Source organism: Yinghuangia sp. YIM S10712 (assembly GCF_051388935.1).
In the GTDB taxonomy this organism is placed as follows: Bacteria; Actinomycetota; Actinomycetes; order Streptomycetales; family Streptomycetaceae; genus Yinghuangia.
This window is the reverse complement of sequence record NZ_JBPKBI010000002.1, coordinates 38,449-54,801: the sequence shown is the minus strand read 5'-3', so window position 1 is coordinate 54,801 and position 16,353 is coordinate 38,449. Positions and strand designations below refer to the sequence as shown.

The 16,353-nt window shown below is 70.1% G+C and carries 14 protein-coding genes and 1 other RNA gene; 4 read left to right on the top strand and 11 right to left on the bottom strand.

Features of this window, described 5'->3' with window-relative positions:
• The first annotated feature begins 158 nt into the window (after positions 1 to 158).
• Complete coding sequence (gene murA, locus ACRX5W_RS05665) at positions 159 to 1,502, top strand: UDP-N-acetylglucosamine 1-carboxyvinyltransferase (protein ID WP_436786827.1); 1,344 nt, start codon at positions 159 to 161, stop codon at positions 1,500 to 1,502.
• A 169-nt stretch (positions 1,503 to 1,671) separates the two neighbouring features.
• Here the strand turns inward: murA and ACRX5W_RS05660 are convergent, their stop codons facing one another.
• Complete coding sequence (locus ACRX5W_RS05660; protein WP_231773743.1) at positions 1,672 to 1,953, bottom strand: HU family DNA-binding protein; 282 nt, start codon at positions 1,951 to 1,953, stop codon at positions 1,672 to 1,674.
• Between the two features lie 286 nt (positions 1,954 to 2,239).
• Positions 2,240 to 3,664, bottom strand: coding sequence for an NAD-dependent malic enzyme (locus ACRX5W_RS05655; RefSeq protein WP_436786826.1), 1,425 nt, complete (start codon positions 3,662 to 3,664; stop codon positions 2,240 to 2,242).
• Between the two features lie 592 nt (positions 3,665 to 4,256).
• Between ACRX5W_RS05655 and ACRX5W_RS05650 the strand changes: the two genes are divergently transcribed.
• Together ACRX5W_RS05650 and ACRX5W_RS05645 are read left to right on the top strand one after the other, a co-directional pair.
• Complete coding sequence (locus ACRX5W_RS05650; RefSeq protein ID WP_436786825.1) at positions 4,257 to 5,528, top strand: AGE family epimerase/isomerase; 1,272 nt, start codon at positions 4,257 to 4,259, stop codon at positions 5,526 to 5,528.
• On the top strand, positions 5,525 to 6,526 hold the full coding sequence (locus tag ACRX5W_RS05645) for a carbohydrate kinase family protein (RefSeq protein ID WP_436786824.1): 1,002 nt from the start codon (positions 5,525 to 5,527) through the stop codon (positions 6,524 to 6,526). The genes ACRX5W_RS05650 and ACRX5W_RS05645 overlap by 4 nt, the downstream gene beginning before the upstream one ends.
• Before the next feature lie 252 nt (positions 6,527 to 6,778).
• Here ACRX5W_RS05645 and ssrA read toward each other — a convergent pair.
• The 6 genes from ssrA to ftsE all read right to left on the bottom strand — a co-directional run bounded on the left by ssrA (position 6,779) and on the right by ftsE (position 12,492).
• Positions 6,779 to 7,146, bottom strand: a transfer-messenger RNA (tmRNA) gene (gene ssrA, locus ACRX5W_RS05640).
• Between the two features lie 144 nt (positions 7,147 to 7,290).
• Entirely contained in the window at positions 7,291 to 7,803 is a 513-nt protein-coding gene (gene smpB / locus ACRX5W_RS05635) for an SsrA-binding protein SmpB (RefSeq protein WP_436787488.1), read from the bottom strand.
• Positions 7,804 to 7,895: 92 nt separating this feature from the next.
• Complete coding sequence (locus ACRX5W_RS05630) at positions 7,896 to 9,074, bottom strand: S41 family peptidase (protein WP_436786823.1); 1,179 nt, start codon at positions 9,072 to 9,074, stop codon at positions 7,896 to 7,898.
• 249 nt (positions 9,075 to 9,323) lie between these two features.
• Positions 9,324 to 10,565 (bottom strand): murein hydrolase activator EnvC family protein, encoded by a 1,242-nt coding sequence (locus ACRX5W_RS05625; RefSeq protein ID WP_436786822.1) that lies wholly within the window; start codon positions 10,563 to 10,565, stop codon positions 9,324 to 9,326.
• A 194-nt stretch (positions 10,566 to 10,759) separates the two neighbouring features.
• On the bottom strand, positions 10,760 to 11,674 hold the full coding sequence (gene ftsX, locus ACRX5W_RS05620; RefSeq protein ID WP_436786821.1) for a permease-like cell division protein FtsX: 915 nt from the start codon (positions 11,672 to 11,674) through the stop codon (positions 10,760 to 10,762).
• A gap of 128 nt (positions 11,675 to 11,802) precedes the next feature.
• Complete coding sequence (gene ftsE / locus ACRX5W_RS05615) at positions 11,803 to 12,492, bottom strand: cell division ATP-binding protein FtsE (RefSeq protein ID WP_436786820.1); 690 nt, start codon at positions 12,490 to 12,492, stop codon at positions 11,803 to 11,805.
• Positions 12,493 to 12,806: 314 nt separating this feature from the next.
• Here ftsE and ACRX5W_RS05610 point away from each other — a divergent pair, with 314 nt between their 5' ends.
• Entirely contained in the window at positions 12,807 to 12,992 is a 186-nt protein-coding gene (locus ACRX5W_RS05610; protein WP_436786819.1) for a hypothetical protein, read from the top strand.
• A gap of 201 nt (positions 12,993 to 13,193) precedes the next feature.
• Here ACRX5W_RS05610 and ACRX5W_RS05605 read toward each other — a convergent pair whose 3' ends face one another.
• The 3 genes from ACRX5W_RS05605 to ACRX5W_RS05595 all read right to left on the bottom strand — a co-directional run.
• The gene (locus ACRX5W_RS05605; RefSeq protein ID WP_436786818.1) at positions 13,194 to 13,952 is read right to left on the bottom strand and encodes a hypothetical protein; all 759 of its coding nucleotides are present in this window, start codon (positions 13,950 to 13,952) and stop codon (positions 13,194 to 13,196) included.
• A 218-nt stretch (positions 13,953 to 14,170) separates the two neighbouring features.
• Positions 14,171 to 15,283 carry a peptide chain release factor 2 gene (gene prfB, locus ACRX5W_RS05600; RefSeq protein WP_436786817.1) on the bottom strand — a complete coding sequence of 371 codons (1,113 nt, stop codon included), beginning with the start codon at positions 15,281 to 15,283 and terminating at the stop codon, positions 14,171 to 14,173.
• A gap of 287 nt (positions 15,284 to 15,570) precedes the next feature.
• Positions 15,571 to 16,353, bottom strand: a 783-nt coding sequence (locus tag ACRX5W_RS05595) for a hypothetical protein (protein WP_436786816.1), incomplete at its 5' end; no start/stop codon positions are given.

The window sequence follows — 16,353 nt, the reverse complement described above, 5'->3', positions numbered from 1 at the left end:
GACACGCCCGCGGCAACCGTCCGGTTTCGGCTCGTTGCCACAGCTCCATTCAGCACCAACTGCCCACGCGCACGGCCGACAATGCACGTTCCACGCCACCAAGCGCGTACCGTGGTTCGCTGTTGCCGAAGGCCCTTCCCTCCAGGAACGCGAGAAACATGCAAGACGACGTGTTGTTCGTTCACGGTGGTTCCCCTCTTGAGGGCGAGGTCCGCGTCAAGGGCGCCAAGAACCTGGTGCCCAAGGCGATGGTCGCGGCCCTGCTCGGCCAGGAACCCAGCCGCCTGCGCAACGTGCCGGGCATCCGCGACGTGCACATCGTGCGCGGACTTTTGCAACTCCACGGTGTCGCGGTGTACGAGGGCGACGAAGCCGACGAGTTGGTCATGGACCCCTCGTCGGTCGAGCTGGCCAACGTCGCCGACATCGACGCGCACGCCGGGTCGAGCCGGATCCCGATCCTGCTGTGCGGCCCCCTGCTGCACCGCATCGGGCGCGCCTTCATCCCGGACCTGGGCGGCTGCCGCATCGGCGGCCGCCCGATCGACTTCCACCTGAACGTGCTGCGCGATTTCGGCGCGACGGTCGACAAGCGGCCCGAAGGGCTGTTCCTGGAGGCCCCGAACGGGCTGCACGGCGCGAAGATCGAACTGCCGTACCCCAGCGTCGGCACCACCGAGCAGGTGCTGCTGACCGCGGTGCGCGCCGAAGGCACCACCGAGCTGCGCAACGCGGCGGTGGAGCCGGAGATCATAGACCTCATCTGCGTGCTCCAGAAGATGGGCGCGATCATCTCGGTGGCGACCGACCGCGTGATCAGGATCACCGGAGTCGAACGCCTCGGCGGTTACACGCACCGGGCCCTGCCCGACCGCCTGGAGGGCGCGTCGTGGGCGTGCGCGGCGCTCGCGACGCAGGGCGACGTGTTCGTACGAGGCGCGCGGCAACTGGACATGATGACGTTCCTGAACGTCTTCCGGCAGGTCGGCGGCGCGTTCCAGGTCGAGGACGACGGCATCCGCTTCTGGCACCCGGGCGGGCGCCTGCGCGCGATCGCGCTGGAGACCGACGTGCACCCGGGCTTCCAAACCGACTGGCAGCAGCCGCTGGTCGTCGCGCTGACCCAGGCGTCGGGGCTGTCGATCGTCCACGAGACGGTGTACGAGAGCCGGCTCGGGTTCACCTCGGCGCTCAACCAGATGGGCGCGACGATCCAGCTCTACAGCGAGTGCCTGGGCGGTACGCCGTGCCGGTTCGGGCAGCGCAACTTCCAGCACTCCGCGGTGATCTCGGGGCCGGCGAAGCTGCACGGCGCCGACCTGGTGATCCCCGACCTGCGCGGCGGATTCTCGTACCTCATCGCGGCGTTGGCCGCCGAGGGCACCTCGCGGGTGCACGGCATCGACCTGATCAACCGGGGCTACGAGGGCTTCCACGCCAAACTCGACGCCCTCGGCGCCCGCGTCGAACTCCCGGAGCCGGTACGCGAAGGCGTCGCCTGACACACCCGATGCGTCTCATGCCGAAGGGCGGTTCCCCGATGGGGAACCCCCCTTCGGCATGTGATGTGTGTCCGTTCCGAACACGCCCGGGATTGACGGAAGTCGGCTCGAAGGGGTCAGCTCGCGCGTCGGCTTCGGATCATTCTCCCCACCAGGCCGTGTTACCGGGTCACTTGCCCTTCGCGGCTTCCTTGAGCTTCGAACCCGCGGAGACCTTCACGCTGTAACCCGCCGGGATCTCGATGGGGTCGCCGGTCTGCGGGTTGCGCGCGGTGCGCGCCGAGCGGTGGGTCCGCTCGAAGCTGAGGAATCCGGGGATGGTGATCTTCTCGTCACCCTTGCTGACGATCTCCCCGACAACCTCGGCGAAGGCGTTCAGCACGGCGTCCGCGTCCTTGCGCGTGACGTCGGCACGCTCCGCGAGGGCGGCCACCAGCTCACTGCGGTTCATGTGTCTCTCCCGTGGTCTTTCCAACTCGCTGTTCTTGCCCCGGGGACGAATCCTGCACGTATCCGGGCCCGGAACCTAATCAGGGACACGCCGAATCACGCAGAAAGCCCCGCGATTTGGCGGTTCGCGGCAGATTACGTGCCCGGGAAGGGCCTGCGCACACCCGCCACCCCCCGACCATACGGCCCGGATCTCTCATGGTCGTCACACCACCCCGACCGATGCTGCGCGGAGCTTCGCACCGCGAAACGCCGGGATCCATCGGCGAATGCGTGTGACGGAGCGGCTACCGCCCGCCCTGACGGTCCGCCAGACTCCCGCCGCGCTCTGCCAGAACGGCTTCGCGCACCGCGGCGGCGACGACGTTCGCCACCTCGGGGTGGAACACACTCGGCACGATGTAGCTCTCGTTGAGCTCGTCGTCGGTCACCACGGACGCGAGCGCCCGCGCCGCGGCCAGCAGCATGTCCGTCGTGATGCTGCGGCTCTGCGCGTCCACCAGGCCGCGGAAAACCCCGGGAAAAACCAGGACGTTGTTGATCTGGTTGGGGAAGTCGCTGCGTCCGGACGCGACCACGGCCGCGTGCTGCTGCGCGACCGCGGGATAGATCTCCGGTTCGGGGTTCGCCAGCGCGAACACGATTGCCCCGTCCGCCATTTTCGCAACGTCGTCGCCGTCGATGACGTTCGGGGCGGAGACCCCGATGAACACGTCGGCACCGACCACGGCCTCCCTCAGAGTCCCGGTCAGGCGCTCGGAGTTGGTGTGCTCCGCGATCCACCGCAGGTCCTCGCCGAGGTCGTCGCGGCCGTCGTGCACGACGCCGTGCACGTCCGCGACGACGACGTGCGCGAGACCGGCGGCCAGCAGCAGCTTGAGGATCGCCGTACCCGCCGCGCCCGCACCGGACATCACGACCCTGACGTCCTCGATCTTCTTGCCCACCACGCGAAGTGCGTTGGTCAGCGCGGCGAGCACGACGATCGCGGTGCCGTGCTGGTCGTCGTGGAACACCGGGATGTCCAGGGACTCGCGCAGCCGCCGCTCGATCTCGAAGCAGCGCGGCGCCGAGATGTCCTCCAGGTTGATGCCCGCGAAGCCCGGCGCCATCATCTGCACGGCCCGCACGATCTCGTCGGGATCCTGCGTGTCGAGGCAGATCGGCCACGCGTCGATGCCCGCGAAGCGCTTGAACAGCGCCGCCTTGCCCTCCATGACCGGCAGCGCGGCCTTGGGGCCGATGTTGCCGAGCCCGAGCACCGCGGAACCGTCGGTGACGACGGCGACCGTGTTGCGCTTGATCGTCAGACGGCGCGCGTCGTCCGGATTCTCGGCGATCGCGAGGCACACGCGCGCGACGCCCGGCGTGTAGATCATCGACAGGTCGTCGCGATTGCGGATGGGGTGCTTCGACTGCATCTCGATCTTGCCGCCGAGGTGCATGAGGAAGGTACGGTCCGACACCTTGCCGAGGGACACGCCCTCGATCGAACTCAGCGCCTCCACCAACTCCGAAGCGTGATCGGTCGACGACGCGGCGATGGTCACGTCCACGCGGAGCCGGTCGTGCCCGGACGCCGTGACGTCGAGGCCGGTCACCGAACCCCCGGCCGATTCCACGGTGTTGGTGAGCCGGCTGACCGACAGACCCCCGGCGGGGACCTCCAGGCGGGCGGTGATCGAGTACGAAGCGCTCGGCGCTGCGGGCATGAAGCTGTCTCCTCGGCGAGTACCGGTGCCATGGCGCGGCACCCGCAGACGATCGTCTCACCTCACCGAGGCACGCGACGAACGGCCGACTTCGCAAGCGCGAGGCCACACTTCGCATCCGCCCGCACACACACTGCACGCGGCGGCCACCCGGTGCGCGGACACGGCACCCCGCCACGCCCAATCACCCGGCACCACCAGGCGTGTTCGCCAAGCACACGACGGACGACGGCAGATCCCCGCGGTCCGGCTGTGGCAGCCTGCGATCCACCACGCCGGACCGCAGGTTCGGGCCGCCTGCGACACGCCCCCACGCACCGTCGCACACTGCCCCGCAAACTGTGATCCGCATCCTTCTTCCGCTCACCGTCCGTTCGGTTACTCTGTTCATGGCACCGGCTCGATCCAAGCCCCCGGGCCCAACCATTAGTCCCTACGAGGGACCACTTGCCGAGAGGCGAGCATTGGCGGGTCGGTGTCGCAAACCCAAACGAACCCGGCGGCCCTTCCGGCCGCCGGTTCGGTTTTTACGCCCCGGCGCCGACGCGTTTCGGCCGTCCCGCGCGAAGCCCCCGGTGCGACGATGAAGGCGATGACTGCCGAACACCGTCGGCCGCCGCCCGGCTCCTGGGTCGCTTTGGCCACACACCGCGCCTGGTTGGACGCCGAGGGAGACCGCCTGCTGCGCTTCGCCGCCGCCGCGCGGGACCCCCGCGGCGGCTTCGCATGGCTGGATGCCGACGGCCGCCCCGACCCGGCACACGGCGTCGAGCTGTGGATCACCGCGCGCATGGCCCACGTTTTCGCCCTCGCGCACCTGCGCGGAGTGCCGGGCGCCGGCCCGCTCGCCGACCACGGCCTCGCGGCCCTGAGCGGCCCGCTGCGCGACCTCCGCAACCAAGGGTGGTATTCGGCCATCCCCTCGCCCGAACACGCGTCCAGTGCGCCGCCACAGGCCCGCAAGGAGGCATACGGCCACGCGTTCGTCCTCCTCGCCGCCGCGAGCCTGACCCTCGCCGGACGGCCCGGCGCCAAGAGGCTCCTTGCCGACGCCGCGGAGGTGTTCGAGGAGCGCTTCTGGGACGACGCCCACGGCTGGGCACGCGAGTCGTGGGACGAGGCCTGGACCGAGCCCGAGGCGTACCTCGGCGCCAACGCGAACATGCACACCGTCGAGGCGTTCCTCGCCGCCGCCGACGCGACGGGCGACGCGACCTGGCGAGCTCGGGCCCTGCGCATCGCCGGCTTCTTCATCGACCAGGTCGCGCGCGGCCAGTGGTGGCGCGTACCGGAGCACTTCACCGTGGACGGCAGGCCGCTGCCCGAGTACCACAGCGACGCACCCCGCGACCGCTTCCGCCCATACGGCACTACCCCCGGCCACTCCCTGGAATGGGCCCGGCTGCTGCTCGCCCTCGAAGCGTCGCTGCCCGACCCGCCGGACTGGCTGCCCACAGCCGCCCGCCGGCTGTTCGTCATCGCGGTCGGCACGGGCTGGAACCGCGACGGCCGACCCGGATTCGTCTACACCATCGACGCCGAAGGCCGCCCGGTGGTGACAGGACGGATGCACTGGGTCACCGCGGAGGCCATCGCCGCAGCCGCCGCACTCCACCGCCGCACCGGCGACCCGGTGTACGAGCACTGGTACCGCACGTGGTGGGACTACGCGGCGCAGTACGTCATCGACCCTCGCAACGGCGGCTGGCACCACGAACTGGACGCCGCCAACCGGCCTTCCGCCACTGTCTGGTCCGGCAAACCCGACGTCTACCACGCCTACCAGGCCACGCTGCTTCCCCAGTTGCCCCTGGCACCGACCGCGGCAGCCGTGCTGCGGTCACAAGCGGACGGAACCGCATGACCGACCCCGCAGACACCGCCGTCGCCATCGCCGTCGCCGGCGAGAACGTCGTCGACCTCGTCCCGGTCTCCGGAACACCCGACGGCTACCGGGCGCTTCTCGGCGGCAGCCCCGCCAACACCGCGCTCGCCGCGGCGCGGCTGGGCACCCCCACGGCCCTCATCGCCCGCATCGGAGGCGACACCTTCGGCCGGCGCGTGCGCGAACGTTTGGCCACCGGCGGCGTCCTGACGCGTTACCTCGTCGACGCCCGCGAACCGTCCAGCCTGGCGGTTGTCTCCTTCGACGAACAGCGCCGCGCCTCCTACGACTTCTGGTTCACCGGCACCGCCGACGGACTGTGGAGCGGCGACGAACTCCCGGACCCGCTCGCCCCCGACATCCGGGCCCTGCACGTCGGTTCGGTCGCCCTGCACCTGGAGCCCGGCGGGGCCGCGCTGTTGCGCATGATCCTGAGCGAACACGCGCGCGGGGCAGTCACCCTGACCCTCGATCCGAACGTACGCCCGAGCGTCTGCGGCGACATCGCCGCCGTCCGCCGGCGCCTGGAGACCATCGTCCCGCTGTGCGACGTGGTCAAGGCGAGCAACGAGGACATGGCCCTGCTCTACCCCGACCTCGAACCCCGGGAAGCAGCCCGGACATGGCACACCTGGGGCCCCGCCCTGGTCGTACTCACCGAAGGCCACCGAGGCGCGACGGCGATCCATGAACACCGGACGGTCACCGTACCCGCACCGGAAGTCGAAATCACCGACACCGTGGGGGCAGGCGACGCATTCATGGGCGCCCTGCTGCACACTCTCGCCGAACAAGACCTGCTGGGCGGGGACCGCGTGGGCGCCCTGCGCACCCTCCCCGCAACCGACCTGCAAACCATTCTGGAGTTCGCCACCACCGCAGCGACCTACGTCTGCACACAGGAAGGCGCCACACCACCGAACGCGACCGAATTGGTCGCATGGCAAAAACAACGAACCGACCAAAGCACCACGTGAGGCCGAATCGGAAGCCCCCCACAGCGCATGGGGTTCCCCAGCGAATGTGGAATATCCCGCCCTCACGCGGCAAGCCCGAAACCCAAAGCCGTGAAACTCCCGAAACGAAGCCGACCCCGACGCCGTGGAACTCCCCCCAGCGGATCGGGGGCGCGGGTGGCGAAGCCCCCGCCCCGCGCGGCGAAGCCGCGCAAAAAACAACGATGGGCGACCCGGCCTGCGCTTTCCGCAGGCACGAGTCGCCCATCGCCCTCGTGGAGGTGGCGGGAATTGAACCCGCGTCCTGAAGTGCGAGACCAGAGCTTCTCCGAGCGCAGTCCGCTGTGCTTTTCTCGGCCCCGGCAATCACGCGGACAAGTTGCCGACGGGCCCAGTTACTGTTTGATGTTCCGCACTACCCCGTAACCGGGCGATGCGGTGGAGTCCCCTTGATTATGCCAGGATCCGGGACGGGGACGCGCCCGGTCTGACACCTTCGAAGCTCGCTCAGGCGGCGAGGGCGAAGGAATCGCGCTTGTTATCGGCGATTATTGGTTTCGGCATGTGGTTTACGAGATCATTGCCGCTTCCTCGGCTCGCTTCCTCTGCTCCGACATCTCCAGTCGAAACCGATCACCCCCTATTGAGTTTTCAAGCGTCGAGCAAGCTCGGCTTGAAGGCCGCGTCCCGGCGTTGTCGCCCTACCGCTTCGTGGCCCGTGTCATCGTACGGAACAACCCCGGTGGGGTCCACTTCATTCCCACCGGGGCGAACCGTGTGCCTGATCAGCTCGTCTGTCGTCGGATCGCCGCGCTCATGGCGCGTTCGGCCTCCCGCTTGCCCTGCTTCTCGATGAGCGCCTGGCGCTTGTCGTAGAGCTTTTTGCCGCGTGCGAGGGCGAGTTCGACCTTGACCCGGCCGTCCTCGTTGAAGTAGATGCTCAGCGGCACCAGGGTGGTGCCCGAGTCGCCGAGCTTGTTCTCCAGCTTGGCGATCTCCGGGCGGTGCAGCAGCAGCTTGCGGGGGCGGCGCGGCGCCGAGTTGTTCCAGGTGGCCTCCAGGTATTCGGGGATGTGCGCGTTGCGCAGCCACACCTCGTGGTTGTCGACGGTCGCGAATCCGTCGACGAGCGAGGCGCGGCCTTGCCGCAGCGACTTCACCTCGGGCCCGGTCAGCACGACACCGCACTCGATCGTGTCGTCGATGTGGTAGTCGTGCCGTGCCTTTTTGTTCTGCGCGATCATCTTGCGCTTGGGGGCCGCCTGAGCCTTCTTGGACTTGGTCGGCTTCCCCGGCATCTGCACGATGGTTGGTCTCTTTGCCATGGTCCTGGCATTGTCGCCCATGTGCGGGGTGCCGGGCCACGGGGTTGCGGCGGCGCGCGGCCGGCTCAGGCGGCCTTGCTCGCGCTCACCAGCCCGCCGAGGACTTCGCGGGCTCGCGCGTCGGCGGTTTCCGGCGGGTCGGCGGGCGCCACGGGGATGTCCGGCGCGATACCCGTGCCGTCGACGCCGCGACCGCTCGGCGGGTACCAGCGGCCGATCGTGAGTTCGACGGCGCCGCCGCCGGTGAGGGCGGTCACCGCCTGCACCGAGCCCTTCCCGTACGTCGTCGTGCCGACGATCACCGCGCGCCCGCGGTCGCGCAGTGCCGCCGCGACCACTTCGGCCGCGCTGGCGGTGGCGTCGTCGACGAGCACGACGAGGGGTGTGCCCTGGTCGCCGGGCTGCGCTTCGGCGCCGAGTTCGCGGTGTCGGCCGGTGCCGTCCTCGTACGTCACGACCGGGCCGGGGGCGAGGAATGCGGACGCGACGGCGGCGGCCTCGTCGATGAGTCCGCCGGGGTTGCCGCGCAGGTCGAGGAGGACCCCTCGCGGGCCGCTGTCGAGGGCGGCGCGGACCTGGTCGGCAGTGCCGCGGCCGAAGCCCGGGACGCGGATGCGCAGCAGGCCGGGGGCGTCGGGAGCGTCGAAGGGTTCGGCGGTGACGCCGGCACCGGTGAGGAGTTCGCGGACGAGGACGACGGGCGTCGGCGCGCCGTCGCGGACGATCGTGAGGACGACGGGGGCGCCGACGGGTCCGCGCAGTCTGGAGACGACCCCGGCGACGCCGAGTTCGCCGGCCGGGAGGTCGTCGACGGCGGCGAGGAGGTCGCCCGCGACGAGTCCGGCGCGGTCGGCGGGGCTGTCGGGGTGAACGTGGCCGACGCGTACCTCGCCGTTGGCCTGACGGACTGTCAAGCCGACGCCGGGATACGTGCCGTCCGCAGGCGCGGCGTCGTCGGCGGGCGATCCGGGCGGGTAGTAGGCGGCCCACCGATCGTCGAGCACCGACAACAGGTCGCGGGCGGCATCCGGGGAGAGCACGAGGCCGTCGAGCGCGGCCGAGCCGTCGGCGACGCTGACGACGACGTCGGGCGGTGGCCGGTGCGGCGGACGCGGCCGGGTCTCGGCGGCCTGGGGCCCGGTCGTTCCCGCTCCGTCCCACGCGCCGGTCGCGGCCCCGGTGGTCAGCGCCGTGCCGAAGGCGAGGGCCAGCGCGGCCCTGCGGCGTACCCGGCCTGACGTCATGCCGGGAGCATAGGGCAGCTGCGGCCGGACAGACGCGGGTGCGGAGGGCCGGAACTCTCGGCCGTCGAGCCCCGCTCTCGGCCGTTCCCCGCTCTGGCATGTCCGGTGGATCTTTCCGGACCCGCGCGGCGCGGCGAGCGGAGGAGGGCCACCGGGCCCGCGAGCGAGTACACCGAGCACGAGTCTCGGGCCCGCGCCTTGGGATCGGCACCCACGCGGGCTGGTCCGAAGAGACCCCCCGGACAGGTCCTAGAGCCAGGTCATCGGGTCGGTGAACCGGCCGTCGACCAAGACCTCGAAGTGCAGGTGCGGACCGGTGGAGTAGCCGGTGTTGCCGACGAGGCCGACCGTCTCTCCGCGCGTGAGCCGGCGTCCCGCGGCGACGTCGATGCGTGAGAGGTGGTTGTAGGTCGTCGTCAGCGCGACACCGTTGACCTTGCCGTGCGAGATGACGACGCGGTTGCCGTACGCGGCGTTGTAGTCGGCGGCGATGACCGTGCCTTCGCGGGCGGCGCGCACGGGCGTTCCCGCGGGGGCGGCGAAGTCTGTTCCGGTGTGCAGTTTGACGTATTCGAGGATCGGGTGGAACCGGGATCCGAAGCCGGAGGTGATGTCGGCGTCCACCGGGTAGGACAGCGCGCCGCCCTGCTCGCGTTCGCGGGGAACGCCACGGGCCGACGGCGCATTGAGCCGGTTGACGAGTTCGGTGAGCCTGTGCTGCTCGGAGACGAGGGATTCGTACCGCTGTTGGTCGGCGGCTTTCTCCTCCTGTGCGGTGGCCATCGCGGCGCGGCGCTGCTCGACGAGTTTCTCGACGGCCGCCGCGGCGGTGGCGGCTTCGGCCTCCAGCCGCGTGAGTTCGGCGACGTGTGCCGCCGCGGCCTCCCGTTCGACGCGCACTTGGTCGCGGGCGCGGGCGAGGGCCTTCTGGCGGCCGTCGGTTTCGCGGTGCACTTCCTTGAGGCGGGCGAGCGCGGCCTCGTCGGCGCGCATCAGGGCCCGGAAGGCCTCGATCCTGGACATCATCTGGGCGGGGGTCTCGGAGCGGACGACCACCGAGAGCCCGGCCAGCGAACCCTGTTGGTACGCGCGGCGCGCCACTTGGCCGATGGAGTCGCGCAGACTCCACATCGAGGCCTCCACGTCGCGCAGTTGGCGCTGCGCGGTGGCCTCCTCCTCGACCGCGATCTCCAGGCGGCGGCGCAGGTCGCCGTCCCGGATGCGGGCGGCGTCGAGGTTGCGCCGCGCTTCGGCGAGCGCGGTCTGTGCGGCGGGCATGTGCGCGTTGGCCTCGGCGTACGCGGTCTCGGCCGCGGCGAGGCGTGCCACCGCACCGTCGAGTTGGGCCCGCACATCGTGGACCTGGCTGTCGATGCGGTCCTTCTCGGCGCGCGTGTCGCCGTCGGCCTGGGCGGTGCCCCAGCAGACGGCGCCGGCGGTGGCGGCGACCAGTGCGAGGAATCCGAACCGCCGGGAGTGCGTGGGGTACATGGACGTCGCCTCCTGTCTGGGGACCGGCGGCCGACGACTCGTCGACGCGGGGTCGTGCGGTCAATCGGTCCCACTGGTATCAGGCAGGAGCAGACAGGAAGCGACAATTAAGCCATATAAAGCACTTTTAAGTTGATATGACACTCATCCGGCGCAGCGATCGGCGCCGTGCGGAGCGTCCGGGTGACGGTTCGTCAGACCTTGAGGTACTTGCGCAGCGTGAAGAACGACGCGATCGCGGACATCCCGATGCCGAGGAGGAAGAGCCATGGCAGGACCGCGAACACCGAGTCGAAACCGATGAGCTGCTTGTCGAGGATGTTGATCGCGCCCGCCAAGCCCTTTTTGACGCCGAAGTAATAGCCGACGCTCAGGAGGCCCGACGCGGCCAGCGCGCCGACCAGGCCCGCGACCGCGGACTCCAGGATGAAGGGGCCCTGGATGTAGAAGTTCGAGGCACCGACGAGACGCATGATGCCGGTCTCGCGGCGACGGCTGAACGCCGAGACGCGCGCGGTGTTGACGATCAGCAGGATCGCCACGACGAGCATGAACGCCATGATCCCGTAGGCGGCGTACCGCGCGCTGCGCAGCAGGTCGAAGAAGGGCTTGAGAAGCGCCTTTTGGTCCTGGACGACGAATACGCCCCCGCGGCCGGTGAAAGCGCTGGAGATGATCTCGAACTTGGTCGGGTCGTGCAGCTTGACGCGGAAGGACTCCGGCAGTTGGTCCGGTGTCAGGCTCTCACCGAGCGGCGAGTCCTCGTTCTGCTCCATGAAGTGCTTGTACGCGTCCTGCTTGCTCTCGTAGAAGACCTCCTCGACCTCGGGCATCTTCGCGAGATCGGCCTGGATGGCGTCCCGTTCGGTCGCGGTGACCTCGCCGTTCACGCATCCGCCCTGTTTCGGGTCGGACTTGTTGCACAGGTAGATCGACACCTCGACGCGGTCGTACCAGTAGTCCTTCATCGCGTTGGTCTGCGCGCTCACCAGCAGGCCGGCCCCGAACAGCGTCAGGGACAGCGCGACACTGACGATGACCGCGATCGTCATGGTCAGGTTCCGGCGGAGACCGATGCCGATCTCTTTCAGCACGAACTGGACGCGCATGATGTCCTAACGGTCTTCGGGGCGTCGCCTTGTCGCGTACGCCGGTTCGGTGCGTTCGTCGGTTTCGGGGCGCGTGAGAGTACGCGCGGGCCGAAGCACGGACCGGAGTGCGGCCGGGAGCGGCCGGGTCAGTGCGAGTAGCCGTAGACGCCGCGCGACTGGTCGCGGACGAGGTGGCCCTGTTCCAACTCGATGACGCGCTTGCGCATTTGGTCGACGATCGCCTGGTCGTGCGTCGCCATGACGATCGTCGTGCCGGTGCGGTTGATGCGGTCCAGCAGCTTCATGATGCCGACGCTGTTCTGCGGGTCGAGGTTGCCGGTCGGCTCGTCGGCGATGAGGATCATCGGCCGGTTGACGAACGCCCGGGCGATCGCCACGCGTTGCTGCTCACCACCGGACAACTCGCCGGGCATGCGGTCCTCTTTGCCGGCCAGGCCGACCAGGTCGAGGACTTCGGGGACCACCTTGCGGATGGTGCCCTTCGGCTTGCCGATCACTTCGAGTGCGAACGCGACGTTCTCGCGCACGGTTTTGTTCGGCAGCAGCCGGAAGTCCTGGAACACCGTGCCCATTTGGCGGCGCAGCGTGGGAACCTTCCAGTTGGACAGCCTGCCGAGGTCCTTCCCGGCGACGAAGATGTTGCCCGTGGACGGCCGTTCCTCCTTGAGGACGAGCCGCAGGAAGGTCGATTTGCCCGAACCGGAGGAACCGACGAGGAAGACGAACTCGCCCTTCTCCACTTCGAGCGAGACGTCCTGCAGCGCGGGCCTGGGCTGCTTCGGGTACGTCTTGGTGACGTTGTCGAATCGGATCACGGTTGCATCACAGCGCGCCATCCTAAGGGGCAAGGGCGTCGTACGGGGCAGAGCAGGTGGTGAGGGCTCCACCACGACCGGGGTCGCCCGCGGGCACGGGTCGTGTCCGTGAACGCGGGCGCGGTGCGTGCGTCCCAGGGACGGTACCGCCCTCCGAGCCGGGCGCGCAGGCCGGGAGCGATGCGTCACAGGGCATGGCCATGCAGGAGTCTAAGCGGCACAGTTGAACGTGATGGGAACTTTCCCCGGCCCTCGCAGCGTTGTAAAGGACGACCAGGCAGCAGGTCGGGCCCCGGAGGGCCGAGGAGGACGTCATGACGTGGGAGCACCTGGTGTGCGCCAACTGCGCCGGCCCGGTGAGCGAGGGCCGCTGCCGGGTCTGCCGTGCCTCGCGTGAGCGCATGCACCGCGAGGGTTTGCAGATATCGCCGGCCCTGCTGGTGGCGCTGGCCGCGCTGGTGGTCGTCGCGGCGCTGCTGCTCCAGGGAATGACCGGCTGATCCGACCGGCGGCGGTCGGCGACGGATATCCGGCCACAAGACATGAGTGAAGGCCCCGGGCTGTGCCCGGGGCCTTCACTCGTCCTCGTTGACGGCCTCGACGGCCCCGCACGGCCCCGGCGGCCCTTCAGGCCGGTGCCGAGCCCGCCGGTCGGGCGGGCCCGGCACGGCGTGATCCGGTGGGCCGGAGCGGCCGCGACGCTAGGCAGCGGCGGTGGCTTCGCGGCGGCTGAGCTTGCGCGGGACGATCGTGAAGGCGAGGCCGCCTACTGCCATCGCCACGCCGCCGATCACGATGAACGTGAGGTTCTCCGACTGGCCGGTCGCGGCCAGTTCCGGGACGTCTGTCGGGCCCCCCGTGGTGCCGGCGGTGCCTGCCGCGCCGGGCGCGGCGGTCGCCGTCGGGGTGTCCGCAGCCGCCGCGTTGCCGCCGGCCGCTCCTCCGCCGTAGTTGCGCTGCGGATCGCTGCCGCCGACCGAGCCCCCCGAGGAGCCGCGTTCCGTACCGCAGTTCACGTCGCCGTTGGCGATCGAGCACTCGGTGCCGGTGGTGGGTGCTCCGGTGGGAGTGCCCGTGTCCCCGCTCGGCGGGTTCGAGCCGGTGGGTGTGCCGGATGTGGGCGGCACGGTCTGCGTCGGCGGTGTCGACGCCGGAGGCGTCGAGCCCTGGCTTCCGGTGTCGGTCGGCACCGAGGGGCTGGAGCCGTCCGACGGCTGCTCCGAGTTGCCGTTCCCGTTGCCGTTGCCGTTGTTCCCGTTGCTGCTGTTGCTGTCGGTCGATGCCTGCGTGGCGTCTCCGCTCGGCGACTCGGAGCCGCCGGGGAGGCCGAGCGACACCGTCAGACACTCTGCGTCCAACGGGTGCAGCGCGCAGGGATCGGGTTCCTCCGCCGCCGCCATTCCCGCGACGGCAAGTGAGGCGCCACCGACGAAGACAGCGGCGGCGGCTATGCGTGCCACTCGGGCGCGCATTCTGTTCGTCACTACTGCAACCCCCAGTTGATCGGGCCCCGTCCGTGCCTCAGCCTGGACAAGGCCGTCACAAGGCGTCAACGGGGATCTATGAGGGTTACTAGCGGATGTCCCTTTTCCTCCTCAAAGGTCGTGAAGAAAGTTGAGGGAGTCCGCGCAGCGGCCGCGAGGGCCTTTTCCGGTGGGCGACCAAGGAGCCGCGAGGCCTACGCCGCGGCCGTCTGCTGCTGCTTGCGCCAGCGGATGCCGGCCTCGATGAAGCCGTCGATGTCGCCGTCGAGGACCGACTGAGGGTTGCCGACCTCGAACTCGGTCCGCAGGTCCTTGACCATCTGGTAGGGGTGCAGGACGTACGACCGCATCTGGTTGCCCCACGACGATCCGTCGCCCTTGAGCGCGTCCATCCTGGCGCGCTCCTCCTGGCGCTGCCGCTCCAGCAGCTTGGCCTGGAGAACTGCCATCGCCGTCGCCTTGTTCTGAATCTGCGAACGCTCGTTCTGGCACGAGACGACGATGCCGGTCGGGATGTGCGTCAGGCGCACGGCCGAGTCGGTCGTGTTGACGCCCTGGCCGCCGGGGCCCGACGAGCGGTACACGTCGACGCGCAGGTCCGACTCGTCGATGTCGACATGGTCGGTCTGCTCGACCACGGGCAGCACCTCGACGCCCGCGAACGAGGTCTGGCGCCGGCCCTGGTTGTCGAACGGCGAGATCCGGACAAGCCGGTGGGTGCCCTGCTCGACCGACAAAGTGCCGTATGCGTAGGGCGACTTCACCGCGAAGGTCGCGGATTTGATGCCGGCCTCCTCGGCGTACGACGTCTCGTAGACCTCGGTCGAGTAGCCGTGGCGCTCAGCCCAGCGCGTGTACATGCGCAGCAGCATCTCGGCGAAGTCGGCGGCGTCGACGCCGCCCGCCTCGGCACGGATGGTGACCAGCGCCTCACGCGCGTCGTATTCACCGGAGAGCAGCGTGCGCACTTCGAGCTCGTCGACGGTCTTGCGGACGGCGGCGAGCTCGGCGGCGGCCTCGGCGCGGGTGTCCGCGTCGTCCTCCGCCTCCGCCAGCTCGAAGAGCACCTGGACGTCGTCGATACGGCGGCGCAGATCCTCGACCTTGCGCAACTCGCCCTGGAGGAACGACAGGCGGCTGGTCACCTTCTGCGCGTTCTCGGGGTTGTCCCACAGGTCGGGCGCCGCGGCCGTCTCGTTGAGCGCGGCGATGTCAGCCCGCATTTTGCCCAGGTCGAGGACCGCCTCGATCGACTCCATGGTGGATTCGACGGACTTCAGCTCTTCGGAAGGATCAATGGCAGCCACGCCACCATCGTACTGGCCCCACACCGGACCCCTGAGCGACGGCCGACCGGGGGTGGAAACGGGGACGGGAGCCGTGGCGGAACGGAAGGGCGCGGGAGCGCAGAACGAGCAGCGCTGTGCGCGCCGGCGGTCGGCGGGTGCGCGCGGATGACGGGGCAGCGCCGGGCGCGGAGGAGGGACGGAAGGTCGCCACCGGAGGCACAGACCGCGCGGTGGCGTTCGTCGAGGACGTCGTGGCGCTCGCCGTCGCTGCCGTCAGGCGGGCTGCCGGCCGGCGCAAGCGCGGGTCAGGCGGAGGGGGCCACCTGGACGCGCCCGTTGGGCCCGCGCAGGTAGACGTCGACACGGTCGGCGGTCGCGGCGACCGCCGCCGCGCCCCGTTGGGCCGGGAGTCCGGCCGGCGGGGTCAGGGCCGCGGAGCGCCAGCCGTCGCCGCGGGCGAACAAGCCGACCATGCGGCCCGCGGTGTCGGGAACGACGACGGTCAGCCCCGTCGCCGGCGTCCAGGCCGCGGCCGGTCGCCCGCCCGCGCGGACCGCGCCGACGCGCAGCGGTTCGCGCCAGTCGCCGGAGGTGAAGGCGACGTGGAGCAGTTCGTGGTTGTCGGCGCTGACGACGAAGGCATCCATCGTGCCGGGGGCCGACGCGGTCACGGCCGGGGCCTGTTCGATGGAGTCGGTCGCGGCAACTCGGTCGAAACCGGTCCAGTTCGATCCGACGAGGGTGCCGTGCATCAGGGTGTCGCCGGAGCGTACGAGGATTTCGAGCCGGTCGCCGGTCGCGGTCGCGGCGGGTGCGCCGGTGATCTTGGTGCGGGCGTCGATGCGCGTCCAGTCGCCCCACCGGCCGTCGGCGAAGCTGCTGCGGTAGAGGTGGCGGTCCGCGGCACCGACCGCGAGGACGTCGACGCGCCCGGGGCCGGGTGCGGTCACCGCGAGGTCTTCGGCGGCCTTGAAGGCGGGCAGCTTCTGCCAGTCGCGGAACACGAAACCGTCGCCGGTGGAGAACCACGGCTGTCCGTCTCCGTCGCGTTGGACGACGAAGGTCGGCGCGGCGGCCGGCCCGGCCGC